Origin of the sequence: Desulfosediminicola sp., assembly GCF_048381775.1 — a bacterium.
Lineage (GTDB): Bacteria > Desulfobacterota > Desulfobulbia > Desulfobulbales > Desulfocapsaceae > Desulfopila > Desulfopila ganghwensis.
In genome coordinates this window covers 101,531-128,131 of sequence record NZ_JBLXGE010000009.1, presented here as the reverse complement: position 1 = coordinate 128,131, position 26,601 = coordinate 101,531, and the positions used below count along the sequence as shown (strand labels likewise).

Sequence of the window (26,601 nt, the reverse complement as noted above, 5' to 3'; positions counted from 1 at the left end):
TGATCTGTACATACCACAAAGTGACACTGGTATCAACAATTAGTGCCTAACACACTTGAGGGCTGGACAGGTCTTGCCTAAAAATGGCAGAGTGGAGAAGAAAGATATGGGTAACGTAAAGGGGCATTACAACATGAAGCGCCGTCATAAAACGTGCAACCAGTTGAGGAGTCAACCATGAAAGTGCATCAGAAGGTTGTATCAAAATCCAAAGGAAGCGATTCTCGCAGTTCTGTACCCCATTTTGACACCAATGCCAGCGCCATTAAAGAAAATATAATACATCATCTGCTTAGTTTTCAGGGACGCGACCCGGAACGGTCGGGTGCTCCTGACATTTGCAGGGCGCTCTCGTATACTATGCGGGATATCCTGGTAGAAAAATGGATAGAAACCCAGAAGACATTCTATGCCAAGAGAAAAAAACGGGTCTATTACCTTTCGCTGGAGTTTCTGATTGGACGTTCCCTGATGAATTCCGTTATTAACCTCGGTATTGTCGAAGATGTGAAACAGGCCGTGGCCGATCTTGGTTATGATCTTACTGAGATTTGTGAAAACGAAGAGGATGCAGCTCTCGGCAACGGTGGCCTGGGGAGGTTGGCAGCCTGTTTTATGGACTCAATCGCTACCCTGAAAATTCCAGCCTATGGTTATGGCATCCGGTATGAGTATGGGCTCTTCAACCAGCAGCTTGTAAATGGCAACCAGGTCGAGATGCCTGACAGTTGGCTGCGCTACGGCAGCTCATGGACCTTTGATAGGCCGATGCCGATTTTCCCGGTAAAGTTTTATGGTCATGTCACCAGCGAGGCGGATAAGCAGGGAAATTATCGGGCCAAATGGGTGGATACCACTGATGTGATGGCGTTGCCGTGCGACATGCTCATCCCCGGTTACAAGAATGACCATGTAATAAATATGCGGCTGTGGACTGCCCGCGCCTCCCGGGAGCTTGACCTGAGCTATTTCGGAAGGGGCGATTACATCGGGGCGGTGGAGTCGAAGGTGAGCTCCGAGACAATCTCAAAAGTGCTCTACCCACCCGATCACAACCTGGCGGGGCAGGAGCTGCGTCTGAAGCAGCAGTACTTTTTTGTTGCCGCAACTTTCCAGGACATCATGCGACGCTTCAAGAAGAAGCCGAAAAGTTTTGATATGTTTCCTGAGAGGGTTGCTGTTCAGCTGAATGACACCCATCCTGCCATTGCGATCCCGGAGCTGATGCGGCTGCTGCTTGATGAAGAAGGGCTTGGCTGGGAGAAGGCCTGGGACATCAGCACCAAGACATTTGCCTACACCAATCATACCCTGATGCCGGAAGCACTCGAAAAATGGACGGTGGAATTGCTAGGTAAGGTGCTGCCGCGACATCTGGAGATTATCTACGAGATTAACCTACGCTTCCTGGAGCAGGTGGCCCAGAAATTCCCCAAAAATGTTGAGATGCAGCGTCATTTTTCAATAATTGACGAGGGCCCGCCCAAACAGATTCGCATGGCTCATCTGGCCATAGTAGGCTCCCATTCGGTCAACGGAGTGGCGGAGTTACACACTAATCTCTTAAAGACCAGGATATTTAAAGAGTTTCATGAGCTTTATCCCGGTAAGTTTAACTCAAAGACAAATGGAATTACCCCGAGGCGCTGGCTGCTTCAGTCGAATCCGGAGCTGGCGGATCTTATCTCAACCAATATCGGCTTTGGCTGGATAACTGATCTCGACCAGCTTCGGAACCTCGAACCTCTTGCCGATAACGCCGGCTTTAGGCAGACCTGGCGTGAGATCAAGACAGCGAACAAGCGAAGGCTGGCAAAGTATATCAACGAACATACCGGTATTTCTGTGTCACCTGACTCGATGTTTGATGTGCAGGTCAAACGAATCCATGAATATAAACGCCAGTTGTTGAACGGCCTGCATCTGATACACCTCTATCACCACATATTGAAACAAGGTGACGAGGGGATAGCGCCAAGAACGGTGGTTTTTGCCGGCAAGGCAGCGCCTACCTATTGGCGGGCCAAGTTGATCATCAAGTTGATTTGTGAGATCGGTGAGGTTGTCAATAATGACCCACGGGTGAATGGTCGACTGAAAGTCGTGTTCCTGCCCAATTATAACGTTTCCCAGGCAGAGATAATCATGCCGGCTGCTGATCTCTCTGAGCAGATATCCACGGCTGGAACCGAGGCCTCAGGGACAGGAAATATGAAATTCTCACTGAACGGGGCGCTCACCATCGGCACCCTGGATGGGGCCAATATCGAGATTCGTGAAGAAGTAGGTGAAGAAAACTTTTTCCTTTTTGGCATGACCGCTGAACAGGCTGAGTTTGAACGACTGGCTCCAAGTCGCACCCCCAAGCAGGTTTGTGAGAATAGCCCTGAAATAACTGAGGTGATCGACAGCATCGCTAAAGGAGCTTTCAGTAAAGGTGATAAGCAATTATTCAAACCGCTGGTCGATAGCCTGCTTGATCCCAATGACCAGTATCTTTTGATGCTTGATCTCGAATCGTATCTGGAATGCCAGCGGAAGGTTGGTGCAGCATTTATAGATGCCGATAACTGGACCCGGATGGCCATCCTCAATGTGGCCGGCATGGGGAAATTCTCTACGGATCGCACGATTCGACAGTATTCGGAAGAGATTTGGGGGATTCCGGTTGAGTGAGATTTTGTTGATGAGTCAGGGGAGAGGTGATAGGGGGGGAATCAGGAGCTTGAATAGTGGGTCCGGTTGGCTGGTAACTCTCCCGGACGCCGAGGCGGATTCTGATTTGAGTGTTTAGGGGAGCGGAGCTCTTCCCATTCAGGTTTGCAGGACCTGCGTGATGGTTCCCCTGGTGTCAGAGAATATCTATTGATCCACTCTTTCTTCCCCGGGTTCCTCCTGCGTCTCGCCGGGGAGTTTGTGGACAAAGAAATAGGTGAGACCGGTAGCAACCAGGACCAGTCCGGTGGCGAAAATATACATCGGTTCCAACTCATCATAATCAAGGATGATTACTTTTCTGGCAATGGCCATCAGCGCGGTTGCCAGAACGATTTTGACGTGAATTACATCATCACGCAGATAGAGAATTATGTTCTGAAATATTTCGATGGCAATCAACACCACCATGAATGCCCCAAAGGTGATCAGGATATCACCCATCGTCAGGATAAACCTGGGTTCGGCGGTGAATCGCTCGTATATGGTCCAGGCCACATCTATGACCCCGAAAATGATGACTATGATCATCAGGGCACTCAGCATTTTCAAGCACAGGTGAATGATCTGTTTGAGTCCCCAGAGGAAGCGGTCTTCCCGCTTTTTCACGAGTTTCATCGCTTCAGTCGAGCGTCACAGGTGAGACAAAGCCGTCAGGTTTGACAGTCAGAGCACTGCAAGTGATAGAGTTGAGCAATTTTTCCGCTCTGTTGCCGATCAGAAAACCTGGTATGCCGGAGCGGCCCACCGAGCCCATCACGACAAGGTCTATCCTGAGGTTGGAAATGGCATTTTTGATAACATCGAGAAAAAGCCCTTCCAGTATATGAATCTGATCTTCCTTGCAATGTATTGTGTTCTTTTGGAGGAGTTGCAGAAGTTGCTCCCGACGTTCGGTGGAGATGTCACTTTTCATGGAGATAATTTCTTCAGGGGAAAGCTTGAAACGGGGACTACTCAACCACGATTCAAATTCGAGTCGCCAGCAATTCACGTAGTGAGCTTCCCCCTGTTCCCGCTGGGCAAGAGAGTGAGTGAGTTCTATGATTTTCTGATTCAAAGCCTCGGTTTCAGGGTAGTTGGCTTCCAGGTCCACGGCTGCTAAAATTCGTTTGAAATCCCCGGCAGACTGTTTGATTACCCATACGGGGCAAGGGCATTTTCGCACCAGTCGCATGGTGAATTGGTCGATCCCTTTTTTTCGCGAGTCCTCTTTGATCACCAGATCGTGTTTATCACGTAGAACTTTTTGAATGACAGGTATGAATCCACTGGTGGGTGAAAGATCGATTTCAACGTTGATATTGTCCCATAGTTCGCTGCTAAAATACTGGTTAAGATTTTTAGCATGATCCTCTTTAATCATTTCTTGAACTTTCTCATATTTGCCGGTCAGTTTTTTACTGAGTATATCGTAGTGGCCGACATCATCCAGCAGCAACGCGGTAACCCGTGCGTCGTTCAGGCGGGCAAGCGCAGCGACTTTTCCGGCACTGGCACCTTTAGCCAGGCTCTTTTGATCAAGTACATAAAGGATGTTCTTGAATCGTTTCATATTTTCGATCCTTTCGGTGGAATTCTTCTGGTCAGATTTTCCCGGGTACCTGCCACATGGTTGTAACCATCATTATTTAATAATAGTTTTTGTTCTTCAAACATACAACAGGGAACCCGTATCAAAAAAAATAGTAATGAATAGTGTGGTGGGGCTGGTACACGGGATAGGAGAGCGAGGGGCAGGAAAAGATAAGGAGCTGGGCCTCTTGGGGCTCCGCTGAATGGCCAGGCCGGCAGTGAGGGCTGATGGAGAATAAAAAAAAGGGATTACAGACCATTGTCTGTAATCCCTTTTCAATTTCTGGAGGCGGCGAGCGGAGTCGAACCGCTGAATAATGGTTTTGCAGACCACTGCCTTAGCCACTTGGCTACGCCGCCCAAATTGTGAGGCATCTTTATACCACGGTAATTTATTTTGACAAGATTTTTTTGAAGGTGCTTTTCAGAAAAGGTATGTATGCCGTAACTTACCGCATGATTTGAAAACGACGGGTTCCCGGTCGCGCAGTCTTGGCTGATGATTGCCGGAATGGAGCAGCTAATTACAAAGCATACCAGATTCCTATTCACCTTGACCGGATAGGTATTATCATGTATCAAGTAGTCCACGCCCGTTTTCGCTCTTGAAAATGAGCTTGGGAAAGGTCTGTAAACAGATTGTCCCAATTGCCGGAAACGAAAAAGGGGTTACAGATTGTATCTGTAACCCCTTTAGAAATTCTGGAGGCGGCGAGCGGAGTCGAACCGCTGAATAATGGTTTTGCAGACCACTGCCTTAGCCACTTGGCTACGCCGCCTGAATTGTGAGGCACTTTATACCACAGTTTTTGATTTTGACAAGAGGTATTTTATCAGCATGGAAATGAAAATTGACTCACTGGTCAAAGAAAATAAGGAATCGCTCAGTGAGTTCGAAAAAATAATGGAATATCGGTTTACCGATCTGCGTTTGCTGCAGAAAGCGCTGGTTCATTCTTCGTATGCTTTTGAGCATGCGCAGGCCGGTAACAACAACGAGACCCTTGAGTTTCTGGGTGATGCGGTGCTGGATCTGGTTGTCGGCCATATCCTCTTTAAACTCTATCCTAGCATGAGAGAGGGGGAGCTGACCAGACTTCGGGCAGCATTAGTGAACGAAAGTCATCTGGCCACCATGGCGCGGCAGATCGATCTGGGGCGGTTCCTGCTGCTTGGCAAGGGGGAGGATGCCTCCAATGGACGCAATAAATCATCAATTCTTTCATGTGCTTTCGAGGCGGTGATGGGGGCTGTTTTTGAAGATGCAGGCTATGAAACTGTAGACGAGATAGTCACCCGATTGTTTGTACCCACCATCGAGAGCAAAAAAGAAGAAATGCTTATCGCCGACTCCAAGAGCCGTCTTCAGGAGGTCCTCCAGGAGAAACATAATGAAGGTCCCACCTATAGGCTTGATAAGGAAGTCGGTCCTTCCCACCAGAAACTTTTCACCATCTCAGTGCTTTTTCGTGATCAGGTTCTCGGTTGCGGTGAAGCCCGCTCCAAAAAAGAAGCGGAGCAGCGTGCAGCTGCTACGGCTCTGGAAAAGCTCCAGGATGAGGAGTAGCAAACCATGGGGCTGGTAATCCCACTGTTCATCTCCCATCAAGGCTGCCCGCATCAATGCCTGTTTTGTAATCAGTTTGCAATAACCGGCAACGGGGCGGGCAACAGGGAGGACGGAACCCCGGGGAACCAGCCCGAAGATGGGGATGATCCCATCACGGTGATAGAGACCTGGCTTGGACGCAGCCCCGGCTATGATGAGGTGCAGGTAGCGTACTATGGAGGATCTTTCACCTGCCTGGACCATGAAGAACAGCACCGGCTGCTCACAGCAGTACAGCCATATCTGCAGGCAGGGCGGGTACACTCTATCCGGCTTTCTACCCGGCCCGATTGTATTTCACCGGATATTGCAACCTGGCTCGCCCATAGTGGCGTAAAAACCGTCGAACTGGGTGTACAGTCGCTCGACGATATGGTACTGAAGAGTGCGCGCCGGGGGCATAGCGCCCAGGATAGTATTACAGCTATGCAAATCCTGCGGGATGCAGGGCTGGAAGTGGGTGTACAGTTGTTGCCGGGCTTGCCCGGTGAGACAACCCGCTCTTTTTTGCGTGGTGTGCGTGAAGTTATTTCTTTCGCACCCGAGCTGGTGAGGCTCTATCCGACGGTGGTGGTCGAAAACTCAGGCCTGGCACAAATGTTTGGGCGGGGAGAATATCAGCCGCTCAGTTTGAATAAGGCGGTGGCGCTTACCAGAAGGGCCAAAGAGCTGTTTGATTCAGCGGGAATAACCGTTGCAAGAATTGGCTTGCAGCCTTCCGAGTCGCTAGGCCGGCAGGTGGTTGCGGGGCCGTATCATCCATCTTTCGGTGAGTTGGTGGCATCCCGCAATTGGTTGAAAAAAGTGCGACACAGGCTGGCTTTTCTGGCTGACGGCAAGCATTTATATATACACATCTCTCACAGGGATATGTCTGCCCTGGTGGGAATGAAGAAAAGTAATGTACGGCGGCTGAAAGCTTTGGGATTCGGCGGCCGGTATACAATTATCCCGGAGAAATCGAGAGAGCGGGGAAGCATAGAATATGTTGTCAGTTAATCATCTGGATATCCGTTATGGAGAAAAACATCTTTTTAAGGATATATCCGTCCAGGTCCATGAGGGAAACCGCATAGGCCTGGTTGGCGTAAACGGTGCCGGTAAGTCTACCCTGCTGAAAGTCATGGGAGGCGTTTCGGCCACCGATGATGGTGTGGTGAACTGTTCGAAGAATTTTACCGTGGGCTATCTCCCCCAGGAATCCGATGCGTTGCTGAGTGGCAAGAGCCTTTATGAGGAGGCGCAGTCCGCTTTTGATTCGTTGCTGGAGTTGCAGAGCGAGCTTGAAATTCTCAACGAAAAGCTGGGCCATGCAGAACCCTCTTCAGAAGAGTTTGAGCAGATCCTGACGCGGCAGGGCGATATTCAGCACCAGCTTGATGGTAGCGACATCTATACCATGAAGGCTAAAATCGAAAAGGTGCTGCTCGGGCTTGGTTTCAGGCAGGAAGATATGGACAAACCGGCCTCTTCCTTTTCCGGTGGCTGGTTGATGCGTTTAAAGCTTGCCAAAATGCTGCTTGAGGCTCCGTCGCTATTGCTTTTAGATGAGCCGACTAACCATCTCGATCTCGAGTCGCTTACCTGGGTAGAGGATTTTCTGCGTAACTATAAAGGGGCAATGGTCGTGGTTTCCCATGATCGCACCTTTCTCGATAAAGCTACCACTGCCACCTGGGAGATCAGCTTTGGCCGGATTACCAACTATAAAGGCAATTACAGTTTTTATGTAACTGAAAAAGAAGAGCGATACAGGATAGAAAAGGCTGCCTACGATAACCAGCAGGCCAAGATCAAGCAGACCATGCGTTTCGTCGAGCGGTTTCGTGCCAAATCGAGCAAGGCCAGGCAGGCCCAGAGTAAGCTCAAGCAGTTGGAGAAGATGGACCTGATCGAGCTGGGCGATGATGAGTTGCAGATCAACTTTTCATTTCCTCCTGCGCCACCATCCGGCAGAGATGTGCTGCAGGTTGAGAATCTCTCTAAAAGCTACCAGGATAAACAGGTTTTTACCGACGCAAATATACAGTTGCATCGGGGTGATAAGGTTGCCGTAGTCGGCGTAAACGGTGCGGGTAAGTCTACCCTGCTGAGGATTCTGGCAGATCAGCTTGAGCGAGATGCGGGAGAGGTGCGGCTGGGTGCCAATGTGAAGTTGAGCTATTTTGGCCAGCATCAGGCGCAGGAACTTTCTCCGCAACTCTCGGCGCTCGACACCATGGCGCTCTCCGGGGAGGAGATGACGATAACCCGTATGCGCTCTTTGCTCGGTGCTTTTCTCTTTCGCGGGGAAGAGGTTGAAAAGAAGGTGGCGGTGCTCTCAGGTGGTGAAAAGAGCCGGCTGGCGCTGGCCAAGATGATTGCCACCCCGGCCAACCTGATGTTGCTTGATGAGCCTACCAACCATCTGGATATGAGTTCCCAGGAGATTCTGCAGGAGGCGATGGCCCAGTATGACGGCACCATTGTCGTGGTTTCCCATAACCGCTATTTTGTCGACAGCTTTGCCAATAAGGTACTGGAGGTCAAAGATGGCCAGGTGAACCTCCACGAGGGCAATGTGGCCGAATATCTGCGTAAGATGGAGGAGCTTGCAGAACAGGAAAAGAGCAGGGAGTTGCCAAAAGCCGAACAGCAGAAAAAAGCGGACGATGAGGCTGATTCAGGGATAAGCCGCAAAGAGCGCAAAAAGCTTGAGGCGGAAAAACGCCAGAAGCGTAGCAAACTGGCAGGTAGTTACCTGAAAGAGGTTGCCGAGGCGGAAGAAAAAGTCGAACAGCTCGAAGAGGAAAAAGATGAGCTTGAAGCGCTGATGGCTGACCCCGACCTCTATTCCGACGAGAAGGCCTGGTCTGAGACCAGTGAAAAATATGAAGAATGCAAGCGTAGGCTTGAACGCTGGTACAGCCGTTGGGAGACCGCCCAGGAAGAAATCGACAAGATCGATGAGCAACTTGGGGGGTAACCAGGTTGCATGTCATAAAGTTTGATAAAACAGCTGGTAACCAGATGACTGTTTGAGATCTGTCCGGGGTTTTCGGCAGTGAGATTGTCTCCGGTAATCCTTGACTACAGATATCACGATGTAGTATTTTCGGGTGACATTTGACCGGAAAAAACATGAATAAATTTTTATCTCACTGCATAATACAGATCCTTATTATCGTCCTCGGTTTCATGGGTATTTCCCAGGCGTTACCGGGGCTTTGCGCAACAGATTGCTTGTGTTGCCAGGTTAAGGAGAATGTTACCATTCAGCCTGCCTGTTGTAGTGGTGAGGCTGGATTGCATGCAGCCCCTCAGCATGTCGCAAGCCATGGAGATCATGGTCATTCGTCCAGCCACCTGTCTGATAATGATGGACAGGTTCGGCACGCTGCCAATCAGGATGTGGCCCTCCACGGTCATGCCGGCACCATAGCAGTTGCAGATTGCGACTATGCAGAGATTTGCGCCAAACAAAAGGAGCCAGGTGTCTCTACGGTGCACCTGGCGACAACAGGTGGGCAGACAGGTTCCGACATCGACTTTGCTCAAGTTGATTTTGTCGAAATGGCCTACAGCGTTGCCGATCTCTCTCCAGTACCCATTGAGTTGCCATCTTATCCGGCCCGGACTCATTCCCCCCCTCGTATCTACACCAAAAACTGCGTCTTTCTGATTTGATGCATTTTCTCTTTTTTCGGCTGATAATACGCTGAATTTTCGTGAAATATTGTAGCGCCATTATGCTTGCAGGTGGCGGCTGATATACGACATCTCTGCCCTGATGGTAATTTTTACGGGGCAGATGAAAAAGAGAGGAAATAATGCAGAAAACACGTTCTATAATTTTTACCGGAGCTATCGTGATTGCCTGTCTGTTACTGGCCTTCAGCAGTCACGCATTTTTTAACGTCTTTGGCGGCAGTGGTAAGGTGACCGCAGTGGGTGGGGAAGTAATCCTGTCACTTGCCGAAGTCAGCGACGGCAAAGCCCACCATTTTTCATACGAACATGACAAAACTGAGATTAAGTTTTTCGTAATGAAAAGCCCTGACGGGGTGATGCACGCGGCTTTCGATGCCTGCGATGTTTGCTACCCGGCGAAGAAGGGGTACAGCCAGGACGGCGATTTCATGGTTTGCAATAATTGTGGAATGCGCTTTCACAGCAGCCGTATAAACCATGAGCAGGGGGGCTGTAATCCTGCTCCTCTGAATCACGCGGTGAAGGGTAAAGATCTGGTAATCAAGGTTGCCGATCTGTTACCTGGCGCACGATTCTTTTAAGGGGGAACCATGAATATCCTGACTATTCCCTTTCGCAATCTTCGCAGAAGGCCATCGAAGGCCCTGTTGCTATTTCTGGTATTCACCCTTGGAGTTATGTCCATCGTTGCGCTGTATCAGGTATCCCGTGTGGTTGGTGTGAGCCTTGAAAAGAAGCTGATCGCCTATGGTGCAAACGTTATTGTTTCGCCGGCTACGGAGAAGCTCAGCGTCAGCTACGGCGGGTTTCACATGGGCGATATGCTCTTTGATATCCAGAATCTGCCGGAGGAGGAGACTGTAGCGGCTATTCGCGGTATCCACATGAATGACCGCATCAGTGTGGTGGCGCCCAAGCTGGTGACTATGGCCAAAGTTCAAGATGTCGCGGTTGCCCTTGTTGGGGTGCAGTGGCAACAGGAGCGTGCTTTGAAAAGTTACTGGGCCACCTCCGGCAGCTTTCCTGAGATTGCCGGCGATTCCCTCGAACAAGCAGTTTCCAATGAAATCCTGTTGGGGAGCCGGGTAGCTGCAATGCTCAACCTGAACAACGGTGACTCGGTAAACATATTGGGGAGTGATTTCAAGGTAAGCGGAGTGCTCTACGAGACCGGAACAGATGATGATACCGTTCTTTTTATGGAGCTTGGTGCTTTGCAGGCTTTGCTTGAGACTCCAAACGCAACAAGCTTTATTGAGGTGGCGGCTCTTTGTGCCGGCTGCCCGATCGAAGAGATTGTCGATGAGTTGCGGGTAGCTTTGCCAGATACAGAAATCAAGGCGCTGCAGCATGTGGTCGATCAGCGCATGGCCTCTGTCCATTTTGTCCAGAATCTGGCCCTTTCCATCAGTCTTGTGATCCTGATTACAGCTACAGCCATGGTCGGTCTGTCCATGATGTCTGCTGTCAATGAGCGCAAAAAAGATATCGGCATACTGCGCTCGCTCGGTTACGGCAAATCGCAGATCTTTACCATCTTCTGCCTGGAGGCAGGCCTGATCGGGGCCATGGCCGGAGCCGTAGGCTATCTGGGGGGATTTGCGGCAAGCTTCAAGGTACTCCAGTTACTGGCGATAGCCGAGGGAGGCACACCGGTATTCTCGGTAAGTCATTTGCTGCTGGCGATCACAGCCTTTGCAATGATTACAGTCATCGCCGCAATTTACCCGGCAGCCAAAGGGGCTTCTGTGGAGCCTTCAACCGCGCTTGTTGCCCTGTAGGAGGTTATGGAAATGTTATACGCAAAGAATGTTTCAAAAAGTTTCGTGTCAGACGGCAATGCGGTACCGGTGCTGAAGAACGTCTCGGTGGCCATTGAAGAGGGTGAATTCGTCTCCATCGTCGGTCGTTCCGGTTCGGGTAAGACCACACTGCTCAATGTGCTCTCCACCCTGGTTCGATCCGATGAGGGTGAGTTGCGTTACCGGGCAGATAACCTCTCCGAGGTTTCGGAAGCTCAGTTAAATAGTCTGCGTCAGTCTGATTTCTCAGTCATTTTTCAGTTTCATCATCTGCTGCCGTATTTGACCGTACTTGAAAATGTTCTACTACCCTTCATGCAGTCGATGAAGCCGGTGGATAAGAAGACGGTCGCCAAGGCCAGGGAGTGTCTGGCGCGGGTGGGGCTACTTGATAAAGCAGAGCGACTCCCCGGTAACCTCTCAGGTGGTGAGCAGCAGCGGGTTGCAATAGCCAGGGCACTGGTCAAGGATTCCCGGGTTCTTTTTGCCGATGAACCGACCGGTAGCCTGGATAAGACCACAGGTGAACAGATTATGACGTTGCTTAAAGAGCTGAATAGAGAGGGGTTGACCGTGGTCATGGTTACTCACGATCCTGCCTATGCACAGCTTGCCCAGCGCACTATCCGCATTGAGGATGGCGTAATCACCGGGGAGGATGAGGTCTAAAATGATAAGTCGCAAATGATTCTGGAGATACCTTTGACTCTTATATCGGCAGTAACGGTTTCGGTAGCGAATGGGTAGAGACACGTCTGATGGAGTTTTTCGGTATTCAACCTGGTGTGGTCCTGATCGAAAATAATGAGCTGGGCCACACCGGGCGGCTATTGGTGCTGAAGGCTGATTTTTCAACGATCATTGGCAGATAGTGATTGAATCCCAAGGTGTTGTATTTCTGCGTTCTTGGCTTCATCAGGTCTGCAGTTGTCCTGCAGGGTGGTCGTTCGTGGTTTGAAATAAGGCTCGGAATTCCTTACAACTGAATGTAGACTAGGCAAAGAAGGTCCCAGGTCCGAAATAATCATAATTGCTATTCTGGAACGTGTTAAAGGATATAGGAGAAGGGTGATGAAGAAGTGGAAATGTACGGTGTGCGGCTATATTCACGAAGGAGATACCCCACCGGAAGAATGCCCCCTGTGTAAAGCCAAGGCTGATAAATTCGAAGAAGTGGTGGAAGAGGGTACTGCGACACGACGCTGGAAGTGTCTCGTCTGTAACTATATCCACGAAGGTGACGCACCGCCTGATGAGTGCCCTATCTGCAAGGCAGGCCCGGACAAGTTTGTGGAAGTCGATGCGGAAGGCAATGAGATTGAAGGCGGAGAAAAGCCAAAGGTGGCGCCGCCGGCGGCTCAACCTGCTAAAGCGCAAAAACCTTCGTTTTTGGTGCGGGTTGCGTTGAAACTCCACCTCCACCCCATTTCGGTACACATGCCGAACGGTATCCTGCCTGTGGCGGTGATATTTCTGGCCATTGCCATGTTTCTCGGCTTGCAGGTCTTTGAGGTGGCGGCATTCTACAATATGGTCTTCGTGCTGCTAACCATGCCGCTGGTGCTCACAACAGGCTACCTGGAGTGGAAGAACCGCTATAACGGTGCCAAGACTATCATTTTTCTGATCAAGATATTTGCCTCAACCACAGTGACATTGTCGTTGACAGGGCTTGTGCTCTGGCGCTTTTTGATGCCGGATGTGGCTTCCGCAGATTCACCATACAGGCTGATATATTTTGGCATCGCAGCGATCATGCTTGGTGCCACCGGTATTGCCGGTCACATTGGCGGCAAGCTGGTTTTTGGTACCAGGAAGTAGAGAACTGATTCAGACTGACTGACACGAATCGGCCCTGCTCCTCTCGACAAGAGGGGCAGGGCCGTTTGTATTTATGGCTGGCAATGAACTATAATTCGTCGCAAATTATCTCACCTGTCTTTCTGCCGGAAAGTAATGCCCACTGGATAGAGGGCAGACTCCTATATTCGCCGCAGATGCGTATTCTGGTATCGTAGCTGAGTGGCAGCTGGTACGGGTTGGCAGTTGGTGGTTCCTGGTTTGGCAGACCATAGGGAATATGCATTGTCCGCAGAAGTTGCCAGTGGTTAACCTCTGTGCCAAACCAACTTGCGAGTTGCTCTCTGATCTGGTTTTCGAGTTCTGGTGAAGTTTCATTTCTCAGGCTGACCACTGCAACCAGAGTTTCGTTGTTGGGGGCATAGTCCGGTGCAATGAGACTGGGGAAGGCGAGGTTGTTGACCGGGCCCTGGCCCTCACCGTTCAGTATGAGAAAAGGGATTTTGGAAGGCGGGCGCCATTCTCCTGCGTTAAAGTACAGGCAGGTTTCGCCAAGGGGCGAACGAGCCTGAGGCGCTGGTTCTGCTGGTTCAGAAACGGTTTTGAGTAACTCTTTGACCATTGGCAAAGGAGTCGCCAGCACGATCATTCTGGCGTGCAGGGTTGTGCCGTATTGCAAGGTGACCGATCCATTCGTGATACTTGTCACCCGACTGACGTAGCGGATGTTTTCCTGGGGCAGCTCAGCTGCCAACTGGGCGGCTATCTGGCCCATTCCTTTGGCGGGAACCGCCACATCGCCTGCTGCGAACATACGCATGATATATTTCAACACCCGGCTGGAGGCCCGGATTTCCGGATCAAGGCATGCGCCTGCAAAAAAAGGTTGGAAAAACTGTTGGATGAATTGGTGTGAGAACCCCCATTGCTCAAGAAAATCGATGGTGGGTTGCTCCTCTTCCTGAAAAATTTCCGGCAGTGTGACCCCGCGAACAGCAATGGCCAGTTTAAGTACCAGATATCTGTCTCTGACGCTGCCGATTGGGGAAGTTGCTGTGGCCAGCAACTGGCTCGGATGACGGCGTGGATCGGCGATGGTATGAAACCTGTCGTTGGCCCTGATTACTATCCCGGACGGATAGGAGCGGAGATCGAGTCGCTGGTAGTCAAGGGTCTTTTGCGCTTCCGGGTAAGCGGTTTGCAACACCTGGAAACCGCGGTCCAGTAGAAACCCCTGCTCCCTGTCAGTGCGAACCCTGCCGCCGGGTTGTTCTTCAGCTTCAAGTAAAATAAATGATTTTTTCCTCCGGTGTACGGCCCTGGCACAGGCGAGTCCTGCCAGGCCTGCGCCTACGATGATAACGTCGTACTCCATCTATGCGATCCTCTCTGCTGGTTCTGTATTCTCCGAACAATTCGATTTCAGTGATGTGATAGTGTTGGTTTCGTCTTCAGGCCGGAGATCCAGCGCTCTGGAAATCCCTCCATACCTTTTGCCGCTCCAAGGAATGCTCCGAGTACCGTTCCTCTTCCCACATTATCTCCACCAGCCATGGTGTTGGCAATAAGTCCCTGTTCTGGATCTTCACTATATTTTAGCGCCAGATAAATCGTTGCCGGCAGGGACTGATCCATATAGCAGGCGGAGGAGAAGTGACGTCTGATTACGGTATCATCAGGAAAATCGAGTAAATGTTTGTAATTATGACGGGCGATACCTGAAGCCGATTTACTGCAGGAGCGATGAATCGCCTCGGGCAACGGCTCGCCCTTCAGGGTACCGATGAGAATGTTTGCAGTAATTTCGGCACCGGTCTCCATAATCGAGCCACGATGGGTAAGTTTGAGATGATCGAGGGCGGCAGGGCAGGCTCTTTCCGGTTCATCGGCATAGTGGAGTAGAACAGGCAGCATCTGTGACAGGCCGCCAATATGGTGTTCGTCGGTCCTGCAGCAGGCAAGAGGGTGGACACCATGCCCATAGTTGATAAAGAAGTGACGGAGGTACTCCTCAACATAGGTATCATTATGCGTGCCTGGAGTGATAAGAAAATCAATCAGCCGATTCAGCCATTTTTCAGCAGAATATTCCGGTTCCTGCTGTAGAAAATCAAACAACTCGTGTGCTAATTTCAGGTTCAGGGTGTTTTCTCCAGCATCTAAAAACTGGTGGTAATGAATGCCGCGCCGACCCCAATATTGTGCCTGGTCATGGAGAATATCCGCTTTGGAATTCGGGGGAGTGTATGAAGATCTCCAGAGGATAGAATCCGGATGCGGATTTTTAGGTGCGAGATAGTCATGAACTTGGCCATAATCCCTACAGAGGGCCTCGGTGTCATAATACCAGTGCACCGGCATTGCCAGGGCATCCCCAATGAACATGCCATAGATGGCACCATCTAGCCTGTCATGAAAAGAGAGCTGTCTCTTCATAATAAAGTTCCTTTTGTACGCTCTGTCTTTCCCCGTCCAGTGCTCGCATTGAGGCGCTGACTAAAAGAAAACGGGTAGTCGCAGAAAGGCCTGAATAGTGAAAGCGTTGACAATATCGATGAAAAACGCTCCGACGAGTGGAACTATGAGTAAAGCCCGCACCGACGGCCCGTGTTTTTTTGCGACTGCATCCATGTTCGCTATGGCAACAGGAGTTGCCCCGAGGCCCATGCCAAAAAAACCACTGACAATCATTGCCGCATCGTAATCGCTGCCCATCATCCTGAAGACAATGAAAAAGCCAAATAACATGGCGAACATCGCCTGAAAAATCATAGTGGTGAAGAGGAGGATGAATGAATCCGCCAGAGAAAGCAGATCCATACTCATCAGGCTCATAGCGAGAAAGAGTTGCAGGCATACTCCGCCGATGAGGTCGATTCCCTCATGGTTCAGGTCAATTTTGGTGGTATCGGCGAGGTTGGTCAGGAGCACTCCCACCATCATCGCAGTGAGAAAACCCGGCAGGCGGATATTGTATTCGAAGAGATATCGGTTTACGGCATCACCGACACCCAGGCAGAGGGCCAGGCAGAAAATGGTGAAGATAATGTCGTCGATGGTCACCCTGTGGTGCGGTTTGCCGGTTTCGTCGGTTTGAATGGCAGCAGCCTCTTCAAGATCGGCCTGGCTCGGTTGAAGGTTATGTCTCCGGATGAGCAGACCGGCAAGTGGGCCGCCGAACAGTCCTCCCAGAATCAACCCAAAGGTGGCGCAGGCGATACCGAATTCGGAGACTCCCCGTACACCGGTGCTCGCCATGATGTCGCCCCAGGCTACAGCTGTCCCGTGGCCACCGGCAAGAGCTATTGAGCCCCCGAAAAGGCCGAACACCGGATTATATCCCAGGCTTTTTGCCACCACCACCCCGATTCCATTCTGGAAAACAAGGAATATGCCGCAGGAGATGGTAAGGATCAGTAAAGCGAGACCGCCCCGCAGCAGGAATTTCAGTTTGGCGTTGAGGCCGATGGTAGAAAAGAAGATCAGCAGCAGCAGGTTTCGCAGATCGAGATTGAAATCCAGCTCTACCACTTCATAAAGGGCTAAGATGGTGATAATGACACTGCAGATAATGCCGCCAGTGACAGATTCGGGGATGTTGTTTCGACGAAGAAAGGGGAAGTGTTTGGTGAGAAATGTGCCAACATAGAGCACCAGAATCGCAAGAATCAGGATTTGTCGACCAGCAATCTCGTAGGTTGGCATGGCTCTTATCTGAGGTACAAGTTAGCAGTAACGGTGATTGTTCAGGTATTGCATTCGCACATCCTCTACCCTAATGCAGAATTTCCGGAGGTGCAGGGGGGGATTAACTCTTGCGCGGTGTTTGGCTTATCAGGATTGTATCACAACCTGAAACTGATCAGAACGAAATCTGGGAAAGATGACCGGCTACTGGTGGGGATATTTGTCAGGCATGGTGGGCTGGCAACAAAAAACCCCGGATACCTCATGGCATCCGGGGTTTTATTTATGTAAACTGGCCAGTGACTACCAACTATCACCAAGGACCAGGCTGGTATCCATGCATTGATTTTTTTGTTCTTCACTCAAACCGGCTTTTGGGTCAAATTTTTCCAGATCCTTATGGTAACAGGCATACTCCTTACCATCAACGTCCTGAACCCACTTCATGCTCTGGTACTCTCTTGAAATTATTTCGCCTCTCATGCTCATAACGTCCTCCTTAAGTCAGACGGGTAGTTTATATTATCGTCGATCATTCATTACCGACTTACTTAAACTCATTATCTTCGATTGCGGATAGGGTAGGTTTCAACAGGAACTTAATGTTGCCGATGTTGTCTACCTCGTTCCATGGTTGACAAATTAATTATGGCAAACAGGAAAACAATGGGTACAAGAAGGCAGGACAATGATAGCTAAACCTATCATTGTCCTGCCTTCTTAACTGAGGGAATGGGCGATGGCAAGATTTGAGAATTACTTTACTTCTTTATCAAATTCATGAAAGAAAGTATCAAGGCGGTCATAGAGTTGGTAGAGACTCGACAGGACGATGTGTTCATTTTCCGTGTGCTGTGAGGTATTCCCTTCCGCGCCCACTATCACGCCGGGGATGCCGCGTTGTGATAGATAGCGCGCATCTGAGGCACCATGTTCGAAGCCGACAATGGCGTTGTCGAAGTTGCGTACCAGGAGATCTATATTGGAAGAAGGACCTGTGGCAAACACTGGTTCTTTGGCGAGTATTTCAACCTTGGATTTGATAGATCTTTCTATGCTGGCAAGAATGGCATCCGGGTCATCATGTTCTGTGTAACGTATGTCGAGAAGCGCTTCGGCCCGGTCCGGCACCACATTGATGGAGCCGTTACCCACAGTGAGATTGGACAACACCATGGTTTTATACCAGTGATCGCTGGGCTCACCCTTGGCCTGTTCGAAAAAGATAGTTTGTAATTCCCTGTAATCCTGTACCAGATTGTCAAAGGCGTTCTCTCCAAGCCATGGCCGTGCTCCGTGTGAGGCTTTACCCGTTGCGGTTATTTTGAGCTGGAGTATACCCTTTTCTTTGTCGACGATAAGTTCCGGGCCACCGCCGTCGATAGCAATGCAGAAATCTGTGCTGATACTGTCTATGAGTGCGCCAACGCCATTGGCGCCGCCGGTTTCCTCATCACCAGAGAGCAAAAGACCAAATTGCATATCCTGTTGGTTGCCGCCCCCGCTTTTGATCACATTCAAATGTTCTCTGAAGAGTATCAGGGAGAGGGCTACGGCATATTTGTCATCAATTGAGCCCCTGCCAAAAAGGCAGCCATTTTCTATCCATGGTTCAAACAGTTCTGTGTTTTTCACCTCCACAACATCAAAGTGGCTCATCACCAACAGCGGCGCATTCCCTGGTTGAGGCAAAACAGATATGGAAGGCACATCATTGATACTGTGTCGATCAAAGTCGATATTGTTGGCCTTCAACCACTGGGAGATGAAATCTGCACACTGATGAATGTCATCTCTTCGTGAGGAGGTGGAAGGAATCCTGATAAGCTTTTTGGTAAGTTCAATCAATTCAAGATGGATCTGGTTTTCCGGCAGGGTTTTCACGCTATCTAACCTTTGCTGTTTCATGCAGCTGAAAATATGGGAAATCACATAAAGCAGAGGTGTCACCATCTGCCTGGTAGATGATATCATTAAAAGGTGAAGAGCGAAGTAGTAATCAAAATCGTATGGGAATTCAAAGATAATTGGCTGGTAACAGTATTTTCCAATACCTGAATATCACAGGAATGGCCATAAAAGCAGGGAGGTAGTAGAGTAGTCATTTTCTTGATATCATATTCCTTATACGCTAAAACAGATAGTTAACTGTTGGTTGTAGGGCAGGGTTGAGGGAAGGGTATAGCAGAGAACATCAAGCTTTTCAGAGGTCGTCTGAATATTATGCGCACCAGAATAAAATGGCTGATACTTCTTGTTTTGCTTACGCTTGTGGCTGGTGGAATCTGGTACAAGACACGGCCCAAGCCTATTGAGATACTGGTCGCGCCGGTTGAGCGCGGATTGGTCGCAAAGACTGTGGCTAACACCAGGGCCGGTACGGTCAAGGCGTGCCGCAGGGCGAAACTATCGCCTTCCATTGGGGGGCAGATCGCTTTGCTGCCCATCAGGGAAGGAGATCAGGTCAAGGCCGGTGAACTCCTGCTGGAGATTTGGAATGAAGATCTCAAGGCACAACTGGCCCTCGCCGGCCGCGAGGTGGAGGTTGCTCAGGCCAATGCCAATGCTACCTGTTTCTCAGCAGGCGAAGCGAGAAGGCAGGCCAACAGGGAAGAGCAGCTCTTCAGCAGAAAGGTTGGTTCTGAAGAAGATGCCGACCGGGCGGTAACACTCGCCAAATCACTTGAGGCCCAGTGTAACGCAGCCAAAGCAACTGTGCTTCGCAGCAAGGCCAGTGTTGAAGTCGCCAGGGTGAACCTTTCCCGTACCCGCCTCATAGCCCCATTTGGCGGGGTTGTTGCCCAGATCGAGGGTGAGCTGAATGAATACGTCACGCCATCTCCGGTGGGGGTGCAGACTCCACCGGCCGTGGACCTGATAGAAAACGACTGTTATTTTGTTTCGGCTCCTATTGATGAGGTTGATGCGGCTGGCGTGCGGGTTGGTATGGAGGTGCGTATCGGCCTGGATGCTTTTCGGGGCAGGAGTTTTGCCGGTAAAGTGCGGCGCATATCTCCTTATGTGCTTGACCTGGAAAAACAGGCGAGAACCGTGGAGATAGAAGCAGCTTTTCTGAAGGAAAGTGATTTTGACGATTTGCTGGCCGGTTATAGTGCCGATGTGGAGATTATTCTTGCCATCAGTGACAATACCCTGAAAATCCCCACCGAGGCCGTGATTGAGACCAATGGCGACAGGAAAGTTTTTGTATACCAGCCTGCCGGGGACATTGTGAATGAGAGGGTGGTCACCACAGGGCTTGCCAACTGGGCCCAGACAGAAGTGACTTCCGGCCTTGGCGAGGATGAGTTCATCGTCGTCAATATAGACAAACCAGGGTTGCAGGATGGTGTGTCGGTTACGGTGGTGAAAAAGTGATGGGGGTGACCGGGCCATGATTCAGCTTGAAAACATCAGCAAGGTGTTCACTGTGGGGGATGAAAAGGTGCACGCTCTGCGTAATGTGGACCTGACCATCGATACTGGCGAGTATGTGGCGATAATGGGGCCTTCCGGTTCTGGTAAATCAACCATGCTCAATATGATCGGCCTGCTGGACCGGCCCGACAGTGGTGTATACAGCCTGGAAGGCCAGGATATGACAGCCCTGGATGACAGCCGGCAGGCGGAATTGCGACGGCATAAGATCGGTTTTATTTTCCAGTTTTTCCATCTGGTGCCGAGGATGACGGCAGCTGAAAATATCGAGTTGCCAATGATGCTGGCCGGCCTGGATACACGGGAGCGAAAGAAGCGTATGGAGAGATCGGTGGAAGCTTTCGGGCTTGCCGATAGAGCCGGCCATAGGCCGGATCAGCTCTCCGGTGGCCAGCGACAGCGAGTGGCCATTGCCCGTGCCACTATCATGCAGCCGCATATCCTGCTGGCGGATGAGCCCACCGGTAATCTCGATCGAGTCTCCGGAGGGGAGGTGATCAATATCCTCGAAGAGCTGAACAGTCAGAATATCACACTCCTGATGGTCACCCATGATCCGGAACTGGGCCGACGGGCCAGAAGGCAAATTCATATGGTGGATGGTCAGATAGAGACCGACAACTCTTCTCCCACGGGTTAACCGAACGAGGTACGGTAAAGGGTGCACCTCTACGATATCATACGTTTTGCATTCCGGGCTGCTTCCGGGTATCCCACCAGAACCCTGCTTATGCTGCTGGCCATGGCTATTGGCGTCAGTTCGGTGGTAGTGCTCTCAACCCTGGGAGACGGGGCAAAGCAGTATGTGCTCGACCAGTTTTCTTCTCTGGGCACAAACCTGGTCATCGTACTGCCCGGCCGCTCCGAGACCGTTGGCGGGCCGCCTCCGCTGCTTGGGGTCACGCCACGTGATCTCACGGTGGATGATGCCATGGCGCTGACCCGTTCTGCCAATATCCGTTATGTGGCGCCGGTGGTTTTCGGTTCCGCGCCTGTCTCCTACAGCGGGCTTCAGCGTGATACCCCCATACTCGGCTCTACCTCTCAGCTCTTTTTTATCCGCCAGCTCGAGATGGGCCGTGGCCGTTTTTTGCCGGAGGCTGAGGCTAATCGTGCAGCACCTGTCTGTGTTCTCGGTGACAGCACCAAAAAAGAATTGTTCGGCAACAAACCTGCAGTGGGTGAACGTATTCGCATTGGTGATAATCGTTTCAGGGTTATCGGGGTATTGGCAGAACAGGGGGAATCGTTAGGTATTGATCTTGGCAATGTGGTGATGATCCCGGTTGCTTCGGCGCAGGCTCTTTTTGATACCACCTCTCTGTTTCGCATTATGGTGGAGGCAAATGACCGGGAAGCGATCGGCCGGGCCAGGGACACCATTGTCAGAATCATGAAAGAGCGTCACGATGGGGAGGATGATGTCACGGTCATCACCCAGGATGCGGTGCTGGCGACTTTTGATCGAATTTTTACAGCTCTTACCCTGACCGTCACCGGCATCGGGGCAATCTCAATTGCGGTGGCTGGTATTCTGATTATGAATGTGATGCTTATCGCCGTCAGCCAGCGGCGCTCCGAAGTTGGGCTCTTGAAAGCAATTGGCGCGCCGAACAGTGAGATCGTCATCCTCTTTCTGGCTGAGGCGGCAATACTCTCGTTTATCGGCGCTGTGGCCGGTTTGATTGTTGCCGCCGGTGCTGTCTGGCTGATTGAGTACATTCTGCCCCAGTTTCCTCTCACCACCCCACCATGGTCTATCGCTGTAGCGGTTGCTGTGGCCTTTGCCACCGGCCTTATATTCGGCGTGCTGCCGGCGTTGCGGGCGGCGCATCTCGACCCGGTGCTGGCACTCTCAAGGAGGTGAGCATGCAACCGAGAGATATCCTCAAACTTTCTCTTACCTCATTGCTCGATCAGCGCCTGCGCAGTTTTCTCACTATTTTGGGCATAGCGGTGGGTATAGCCTCGGTAGTGCTGCTCACCTCCATCGGTGAAGGCATACATCGTTTCACTCTTGCCGAATTCACCCAATTCGGCACCAACCTGATCGGTATCAACCCCGGTAAGGCAACAACTCTCGGTACTTCCGGTGCTGTTATAAACAATGTTCGGCCGCTCAGCATGGAGGATGAAGAGGCGTTGGCAAGGATACCGGGAGTGGTTGATACAGTCTCTGTCGTCCAGGGGAACGGCGCGGTGAAATTTGGTAAACGCAGCCGTCGTACCACTATTTACGGGGTAGGCCCGGCAGCGACCAGGGTCTGGCAGTTACCAGTGGCACAGGGGCGATTTTTACCAGCCGATGATAATCGGGCTCCCCGCTCTTTTGTGGTGCTTGGGGCTAAAGTAAAACGAGAGATTTTTAAAGATACGAATCCATTGGGGCAGCTGATCAGAATAGCAGGCGAACGCTATCGGGTAATCGGGGTAATGGAGACCAAAGGCCAGATGCTTGGCTTCGATCTTGATGATGCGGTGTATATCCCTACCCAGCGGGCCATGTCGATGTTCAATCTGGAAAGCCTGGTCGAGATAGATCTGCTGTATAAGGCTGGTTTGCAATCGAGTACCATCGCTGAAAAGGCCAAAAAGGTTTTGATCAACCGCCACGGTACGGAAGATTTCACGATCACCACCCAGGAGCAGATGCTTGAAGTGCTTGGCTCTGTACTCGATATTCTCACTCTTGCTGTGGGCGGCCTCGGTGCAATCTCGCTCCTGGTGGGCGGGGTAGGGATAGTCACCATTATGACCATCGCAGTAAATGAACGTACCCCGGAAATAGGTTTGTTACGTGCCATCGGTGCCGAGCGTAAACAGATCCTGTTAATCTTTCTGGGAGAGGCGGTGGTATTGGCGGGGCTGGGGGGGCTGGCTGGCTTGATAATGGGAACCGGGATCGCCTGGCTTCTTGAGTTTTTCATACCGGCACTACCCACTCATACACCCTGGATTTATGCCGTTTATGCCGAACTCCTGGCAGCGGTCATTGGCTTGTTGGCAGGAATATTGCCGGCACGCAATGCTGCCGGGTTGAATCCAATCGAAGCATTGAGGGCTGAGTGAAAAGTGAAGAAAAATAAATTGTTATTTCGAAAGAGTCGCCAGCTTGTTCGTCACAAAGCACATCTTGCCGGAGTATGATGGTCGCACATTCAAAACAGGCAAGTTTCAGGAAACCAGCCTCTTTTGAAGTCTGGCTCCCTGAATTTCAAGGTAGAGAAGTTTTTTCTTAAAGAGATCCTGATATCTCACCTGTCCCGGCAGCTATACCCGTTTTCTGTTGCAGGTCTTTTAACTTGAAATTGATCTTTGATCCGTCATAGTAGGTTATCCAGCCTTGAAGTTTGCCTCCTGCCGGTCCAACAGAAAAGCTGAAAGTAATTGATGTGTCACTCCAACTGTCATTTGCAGCTTCCTTATTGGAGCTTCGTATCTGCTTTGCAATTGCGTCCAGTTCCTGTAAAGCCCATGCTGGCTGAAGATCGATGGTGTTTTGGGCTTTCATTGGGTGCTTCTGAGTAAATAAAAAGTGCTTAAGTCTGCTGCCTCAGGTTTGTCGATAGTTATGGATAATAGTCCTGAGGCAGGAGTTGAATACGTGGAGACACATTATGCTCAGCTTAGCGAAGTACTTCTACCTCATAACTCAGGGTGTATGATGCGTCTCCGACAATTCCACGGTCTTTATGGAATCGATGTGAGGTCTCCCTGATTCCTGAACCGATATCATCAGCCAGGATGTTTAGAGTGCCAAAACAATCTGAGCGTGCCTGATCGTAATCCCATAATTCTATGGTGAGATTACCTGAAAATTCCTGGGTGCGATTAACATCACGTGTATCGCCGGTACGGACATTTTCGTCACTCCAGATCCTGTTTCCGTTTACCAGGAGGTATGGTTCATCCCTGCGCTCCTGGGCGTCATTACAACGAAGAGTGTGTAATCTGACGCGAAAGTTGTCTGGTCGGTTATATCTTTTTAGAGTGTAATGCAGATCATAGATGGCATTACGACCTGCCAGACGTGTAACGTGTTCACCCTCTTCGAATCTGAACCACGGATCTTCAAGATTGATATTTAAAGAATTAATGAGGTCATGCTTGATCCGGTCATGTTCCCAGAGTTGTACTTCGGCCCTGGTCCAGAAGGTTACGTCCCAGTCAAGCGGGGAGGATTCTCCATCATCCAATGATTGCGGCCCCCAGACAATATCATTATGGCGACCGATAATTGCCCGAAGATATGGTTCATCAATCGCTTCCTGGGTTTTTCTGCAGGTGAGTCTATTTAATTTGAGGTATGTCATACCACAACCTCCGGTCTGTTTTGAAAACGATGTAACCCGAATGTCTCATCCGTTCAGGCAGGGTTAAATCTCCTGCCCCATTACAGTGACATACACTTCCGGTTTGTCCTCGGTGCTGTTGTTTTTGAGTATGATGTCATAGAGTAGCGGTGCCACAACCGGTACACTCATAATAAAGCCTGTGCCATTGTAAGTGCTTGGGGTGGAGTGGGAAAACTCCCTCTCTGTTGGTGTGGCGCCTTCATACCATACCGTACTGTCGCTGAGCAGAATTTTGCTGCCGACAGGAGTTCCGAAAAGAACCCGCACGCTGATATCTGCGATACTGGCTGTTCCTGCAGAGATGTGAAAATGCAGGCGATCCCAGTGATTGACTTCAAGAGAGGGGAGAATGCGTTTCTCTTTGCCGGCACTTATGGCTTCACCTTCGAGTAATATTTTTTGCAGTGCCATGATGGTACCTCCTTAATTGCAAAGTGTGATCTTTCTGATCATGCCTGTACTGCTCGAACCCTTTCAGTGTACGAGCAGTACAGAAGTATCACGTCAAATCCCAGTCTTAAGCAACTTAAGTAAAACTGTTGATGAGATATACTACTCCCTCGGAGCCTGCACCATACCAGTGCCTATGTCTTCAGTTTCCATGCCTGTAGCCATTTCCTTACATGAGCCACAGGAGACCAGCCTTGCCTGCAGTCTCTGACCATTAATGGCACCGGTTTTTTCAAGCTGACGCTGCGCCCAGAGCGCAGCAACTCCCGCAACATGTGGCGTGGCCATTGAGGTTCCGCTCATGCTGGCCAGACCGCCACCAGGTTTGGCTGAGACAACGTCAACTCCGGGGCCGGAGATATCGACCTGGTTGTTGGAAAAGTAGGTTGTCTTAAATCCCTGGTCGGTTTTTTCCAGGGCTCCCACTGAGATGATTCCATTGGCAGCCGCAGGAGGTGCAACCGCTATTTCATACTCGGGTCTATGGCTTTCGTTACCAGATGCCGCCACAATGACAGTGCCGTGACTGAACATTGATTGTGCCGAGACATAGTCTGCCAATTCGCGGAACAGGTTAATGTTTGATCGATATGCTTCCAGGGCAAGTGAGGTGGCTGGTTCAGGATTTACCCCCTGCCGCTCGATCAGGTAAGCGACAAAACCAGGAAAATCAATGCCGAGAGACATTGAAATCACATGAGCACCTTCGCTCACCGCCCACTGGATGGCCTGGGCGATAGTTGCCGAGGAACCACCTTCGCTACCAAGCACCTTGCCTATAATGGCCCGTTCAACCCCGGTTGCTATACCGATTCTCTGGCCGTTTACCTCACGACCAAAAATCGTCCCGGCGCAGTGAGTCCCGTGGCCGTTCTGATCATCATCGCTTTCTGTTGTGAAATTTCTTTTCGTCAGTTGTACTCCGGAGAAGGCTGGATGATCCGGGTCGATACCGCTGTCCAGCACTGCCACCGCGATACCTTTGCCGGTGTAGGGTGTCTCAAGAGCTCCCACGGCACCGAGTCCCCAGGGGATGGTGCTGCTTTCAGTTTCTGCAGAAGACCTGATCCTGACCGGGGCGATCATTTTTATGGGCATGGGCATAGCCACTGCGCGGGTTCTGGGATCCCGCCGTATGTCATTACGCTCTTTCAAGGAGAGTTCAGTCTGAACGAGTTCGATGTCATCCGGCTGTTCGGCAGATACCCCCATTGTTGTTGCCCAACGGCCCAGATGTTCCAGAGTAGGTGTAATGATCTTGCTTGTACGAAGAATGACGTAGTTTCTAAGATTTTTCATATGTACCTCCCATGTGTTGTGCTGTATTGAGCCTTCGGTTCAATTTGCACTGAGACCTGCCTGGAGAGCACCTTGATGTTTGAGGACGATAAATTGCTGTAGTGTCAGTGCAATGGTGGCAGGAGCCAGGGTGAGAGATTCTGTAATTGCTGTATCTGATATGCATTTTTGCCCCTAAACC

The 26,601-nt window shown here is 50.6% G+C and carries 24 protein-coding genes and 2 tRNA genes; 13 read left to right on the top strand and 13 right to left on the bottom strand.

What is annotated here, in order from left to right:
• The first annotated feature begins 177 nt into the window (after positions 1-177).
• Entirely contained in the window at positions 178-2,676 is a 2,499-nt protein-coding gene (locus ACN5NT_RS15525; RefSeq protein ID WP_419176026.1) for a glycogen/starch/alpha-glucan phosphorylase, read from the top strand.
• Between the two features lie 186 nt (positions 2,677-2,862).
• Here the strand turns inward: ACN5NT_RS15525 and ACN5NT_RS15520 are convergent, their stop codons facing one another.
• From ACN5NT_RS15520 to ACN5NT_RS15505, 4 genes are all read right to left on the bottom strand, one after another.
• Positions 2,863-3,333, bottom strand: coding sequence for a phosphate-starvation-inducible PsiE family protein (locus ACN5NT_RS15520; protein WP_419176025.1), 471 nt, complete (start codon positions 3,331-3,333; stop codon positions 2,863-2,865).
• Positions 3,334-3,337: 4 nt separating this feature from the next.
• On the bottom strand, positions 3,338-4,270 hold the full coding sequence (locus ACN5NT_RS15515; protein WP_419176024.1) for a universal stress protein: 933 nt from the start codon (positions 4,268-4,270) through the stop codon (positions 3,338-3,340).
• 304 nt (positions 4,271-4,574) lie between these two features.
• A tRNA-Cys gene (locus ACN5NT_RS15510) sits at positions 4,575-4,650 on the bottom strand.
• Positions 4,651-4,993: 343 nt separating this feature from the next.
• A tRNA-Cys gene (locus ACN5NT_RS15505) sits at positions 4,994-5,069 on the bottom strand.
• Between the two features lie 59 nt (positions 5,070-5,128).
• Here ACN5NT_RS15505 and rnc point away from each other — a divergent pair.
• The 8 genes from rnc to ACN5NT_RS15465 all read left to right on the top strand — a co-directional run bounded on the left by rnc (position 5,129) and on the right by ACN5NT_RS15465 (position 13,212).
• Complete coding sequence (rnc, locus tag ACN5NT_RS15500; RefSeq protein ID WP_136796488.1) at positions 5,129-5,857, top strand: ribonuclease III; 729 nt, start codon at positions 5,129-5,131, stop codon at positions 5,855-5,857.
• 6 nt (positions 5,858-5,863) lie between these two features.
• Positions 5,864-6,898, top strand: a complete 1,035-nt coding sequence (locus tag ACN5NT_RS15495) for an elongator complex protein 3 (protein ID WP_136796489.1) — start codon at positions 5,864-5,866, stop codon at positions 6,896-6,898.
• Positions 6,885-8,864 carry an ABC-F family ATP-binding cassette domain-containing protein gene (locus ACN5NT_RS15490; RefSeq protein ID WP_136796490.1) on the top strand — a complete coding sequence of 660 codons (1,980 nt, stop codon included), beginning with the start codon at positions 6,885-6,887 and terminating at the stop codon, positions 8,862-8,864. The genes ACN5NT_RS15495 and ACN5NT_RS15490 overlap by 14 nt, the downstream gene beginning before the upstream one ends.
• Positions 8,865-9,019: 155 nt before the next feature.
• The gene (locus tag ACN5NT_RS15485; protein WP_136796491.1) at positions 9,020-9,565 is read left to right on the top strand and encodes a hypothetical protein; all 546 of its coding nucleotides are present in this window, start codon (positions 9,020-9,022) and stop codon (positions 9,563-9,565) included.
• A 143-nt stretch (positions 9,566-9,708) separates the two neighbouring features.
• Positions 9,709-10,170 carry a DUF2318 domain-containing protein gene (locus tag ACN5NT_RS15480; protein WP_136796492.1) on the top strand — a complete coding sequence of 154 codons (462 nt, stop codon included), beginning with the start codon at positions 9,709-9,711 and terminating at the stop codon, positions 10,168-10,170.
• A gap of 9 nt (positions 10,171-10,179) precedes the next feature.
• The gene (locus ACN5NT_RS15475; RefSeq protein ID WP_136796493.1) at positions 10,180-11,370 is read left to right on the top strand and encodes an ABC transporter permease; all 1,191 of its coding nucleotides are present in this window, start codon (positions 10,180-10,182) and stop codon (positions 11,368-11,370) included.
• A gap of 12 nt (positions 11,371-11,382) precedes the next feature.
• Positions 11,383-12,060 (top strand): ABC transporter ATP-binding protein, encoded by a 678-nt coding sequence (locus ACN5NT_RS15470; protein ID WP_136796589.1) that lies wholly within the window; start codon positions 11,383-11,385, stop codon positions 12,058-12,060.
• 402 nt (positions 12,061-12,462) lie between these two features.
• The gene (locus ACN5NT_RS15465) at positions 12,463-13,212 is read left to right on the top strand and encodes a rubredoxin-like domain-containing protein (protein ID WP_275942928.1); all 750 of its coding nucleotides are present in this window, start codon (positions 12,463-12,465) and stop codon (positions 13,210-13,212) included.
• 88 nt (positions 13,213-13,300) lie between these two features.
• Here the strand turns inward: ACN5NT_RS15465 and ACN5NT_RS15460 are convergent, their stop codons facing one another.
• The 5 genes from ACN5NT_RS15460 to ACN5NT_RS15440 form a co-directional block, all read right to left on the bottom strand.
• Positions 13,301-14,566 (bottom strand): NAD(P)/FAD-dependent oxidoreductase, encoded by a 1,266-nt coding sequence (locus ACN5NT_RS15460; RefSeq protein ID WP_419176023.1) that lies wholly within the window; start codon positions 14,564-14,566, stop codon positions 13,301-13,303.
• Positions 14,567-14,613: 47 nt separating this feature from the next.
• On the bottom strand, positions 14,614-15,627 hold the full coding sequence (locus ACN5NT_RS15455) for an ADP-ribosylglycohydrolase family protein (RefSeq protein WP_419176022.1): 1,014 nt from the start codon (positions 15,625-15,627) through the stop codon (positions 14,614-14,616).
• Positions 15,628-15,687: 60 nt separating this feature from the next.
• The gene (gene gltS / locus ACN5NT_RS15450) at positions 15,688-16,896 is read right to left on the bottom strand and encodes a sodium/glutamate symporter (RefSeq protein ID WP_419176021.1); all 1,209 of its coding nucleotides are present in this window, start codon (positions 16,894-16,896) and stop codon (positions 15,688-15,690) included.
• 285 nt (positions 16,897-17,181) lie between these two features.
• Positions 17,182-17,367, bottom strand: coding sequence for a hypothetical protein (locus tag ACN5NT_RS15445; RefSeq protein WP_419176020.1), 186 nt, complete (start codon positions 17,365-17,367; stop codon positions 17,182-17,184).
• 267 nt (positions 17,368-17,634) lie between these two features.
• Positions 17,635-18,762, bottom strand: coding sequence for a M20 family metallopeptidase (locus ACN5NT_RS15440; RefSeq protein ID WP_419176019.1), 1,128 nt, complete (start codon positions 18,760-18,762; stop codon positions 17,635-17,637).
• 339 nt (positions 18,763-19,101) lie between these two features.
• Here ACN5NT_RS15440 and ACN5NT_RS15435 point away from each other — a divergent pair, with 339 nt between their 5' ends.
• The 4 genes from ACN5NT_RS15435 to ACN5NT_RS15420 are packed head-to-tail and all read left to right on the top strand — an operon-like array spanning position 19,102 to position 23,385.
• Entirely contained in the window at positions 19,102-20,256 is a 1,155-nt protein-coding gene (locus ACN5NT_RS15435) for an efflux RND transporter periplasmic adaptor subunit (protein ID WP_419176018.1), read from the top strand.
• Positions 20,257-20,272: 16 nt separating this feature from the next.
• Positions 20,273-20,956 (top strand): ABC transporter ATP-binding protein, encoded by a 684-nt coding sequence (locus tag ACN5NT_RS15430; protein ID WP_419176017.1) that lies wholly within the window; start codon positions 20,273-20,275, stop codon positions 20,954-20,956.
• A 21-nt stretch (positions 20,957-20,977) separates the two neighbouring features.
• Positions 20,978-22,183 carry an ABC transporter permease gene (locus ACN5NT_RS15425; protein WP_419176016.1) on the top strand — a complete coding sequence of 402 codons (1,206 nt, stop codon included), beginning with the start codon at positions 20,978-20,980 and terminating at the stop codon, positions 22,181-22,183.
• 2 nt (positions 22,184-22,185) lie between these two features.
• A complete protein-coding gene (locus ACN5NT_RS15420; RefSeq protein ID WP_136796501.1) occupies positions 22,186-23,385 on the top strand; it encodes an ABC transporter permease in 1,200 nt (399 codons plus the stop codon).
• A 166-nt stretch (positions 23,386-23,551) separates the two neighbouring features.
• Here ACN5NT_RS15420 and ACN5NT_RS15415 read toward each other — a convergent pair whose 3' ends face one another.
• The 4 genes from ACN5NT_RS15415 to ACN5NT_RS15400 all read right to left on the bottom strand — a co-directional run bounded on the left by ACN5NT_RS15415 (position 23,552) and on the right by ACN5NT_RS15400 (position 26,420).
• Positions 23,552-23,827, bottom strand: a complete 276-nt coding sequence (locus tag ACN5NT_RS15415) for a hypothetical protein (protein ID WP_419176015.1) — start codon at positions 23,825-23,827, stop codon at positions 23,552-23,554.
• A gap of 115 nt (positions 23,828-23,942) precedes the next feature.
• Positions 23,943-24,629, bottom strand: a complete 687-nt coding sequence (locus ACN5NT_RS15410; RefSeq protein ID WP_419176014.1) for a hypothetical protein — start codon at positions 24,627-24,629, stop codon at positions 23,943-23,945.
• Between the two features lie 63 nt (positions 24,630-24,692).
• The gene (locus ACN5NT_RS15405) at positions 24,693-25,082 is read right to left on the bottom strand and encodes a hypothetical protein (RefSeq protein WP_419176013.1); all 390 of its coding nucleotides are present in this window, start codon (positions 25,080-25,082) and stop codon (positions 24,693-24,695) included.
• 141 nt (positions 25,083-25,223) lie between these two features.
• Complete coding sequence (locus tag ACN5NT_RS15400; RefSeq protein WP_419176012.1) at positions 25,224-26,420, bottom strand: S8 family peptidase; 1,197 nt, start codon at positions 26,418-26,420, stop codon at positions 25,224-25,226.
• Positions 26,421-26,601: the final 181 nt, after the last annotated feature.

Coding starts and splice junctions, on each gene's coding strand:
- ACN5NT_RS15525 (WP_419176026.1), top strand. CDS start 178: ATGAAAGTGCATCAGAAGGTTGTATCAAAATCCAAAGGAAGCGATTCT.
- ACN5NT_RS15520 (WP_419176025.1), bottom strand. CDS start 3,333: ATGAAACTCGTGAAAAAGCGGGAAGACCGCTTCCTCTGGGGACTCAAA.
- ACN5NT_RS15515 (WP_419176024.1), bottom strand. CDS start 4,270: ATGAAACGATTCAAGAACATCCTTTATGTACTTGATCAAAAGAGCCTG.
- rnc (WP_136796488.1), top strand. CDS start 5,129: ATGGAAATGAAAATTGACTCACTGGTCAAAGAAAATAAGGAATCGCTC.
- ACN5NT_RS15495 (WP_136796489.1), top strand. CDS start 5,864: ATGGGGCTGGTAATCCCACTGTTCATCTCCCATCAAGGCTGCCCGCAT.
- ACN5NT_RS15490 (WP_136796490.1), top strand. CDS start 6,885: ATGTTGTCAGTTAATCATCTGGATATCCGTTATGGAGAAAAACATCTT.
- ACN5NT_RS15485 (WP_136796491.1), top strand. CDS start 9,020: ATGAATAAATTTTTATCTCACTGCATAATACAGATCCTTATTATCGTC.
- ACN5NT_RS15480 (WP_136796492.1), top strand. CDS start 9,709: ATGCAGAAAACACGTTCTATAATTTTTACCGGAGCTATCGTGATTGCC.
- ACN5NT_RS15475 (WP_136796493.1), top strand. CDS start 10,180: ATGAATATCCTGACTATTCCCTTTCGCAATCTTCGCAGAAGGCCATCG.
- ACN5NT_RS15470 (WP_136796589.1), top strand. CDS start 11,383: ATGTTATACGCAAAGAATGTTTCAAAAAGTTTCGTGTCAGACGGCAAT.
- ACN5NT_RS15465 (WP_275942928.1), top strand. CDS start 12,463: ATGAAGAAGTGGAAATGTACGGTGTGCGGCTATATTCACGAAGGAGAT.
- ACN5NT_RS15460 (WP_419176023.1), bottom strand. CDS start 14,566: ATGGAGTACGACGTTATCATCGTAGGCGCAGGCCTGGCAGGACTCGCC.
- ACN5NT_RS15455 (WP_419176022.1), bottom strand. CDS start 15,627: ATGAAGAGACAGCTCTCTTTTCATGACAGGCTAGATGGTGCCATCTAT.
- gltS (WP_419176021.1), bottom strand. CDS start 16,896: ATGCCAACCTACGAGATTGCTGGTCGACAAATCCTGATTCTTGCGATT.
- ACN5NT_RS15445 (WP_419176020.1), bottom strand. CDS start 17,367: ATGAGCATGAGAGGCGAAATAATTTCAAGAGAGTACCAGAGCATGAAG.
- ACN5NT_RS15435 (WP_419176018.1), top strand. CDS start 19,102: ATGCGCACCAGAATAAAATGGCTGATACTTCTTGTTTTGCTTACGCTT.
- ACN5NT_RS15430 (WP_419176017.1), top strand. CDS start 20,273: ATGATTCAGCTTGAAAACATCAGCAAGGTGTTCACTGTGGGGGATGAA.
- ACN5NT_RS15420 (WP_136796501.1), top strand. CDS start 22,186: ATGCAACCGAGAGATATCCTCAAACTTTCTCTTACCTCATTGCTCGAT.
- ACN5NT_RS15415 (WP_419176015.1), bottom strand. CDS start 23,827: ATGAAAGCCCAAAACACCATCGATCTTCAGCCAGCATGGGCTTTACAG.
- ACN5NT_RS15410 (WP_419176014.1), bottom strand. CDS start 24,629: ATGACATACCTCAAATTAAATAGACTCACCTGCAGAAAAACCCAGGAA.
- ACN5NT_RS15405 (WP_419176013.1), bottom strand. CDS start 25,082: ATGGCACTGCAAAAAATATTACTCGAAGGTGAAGCCATAAGTGCCGGC.
- ACN5NT_RS15400 (WP_419176012.1), bottom strand. CDS start 26,420: ATGAAAAATCTTAGAAACTACGTCATTCTTCGTACAAGCAAGATCATT.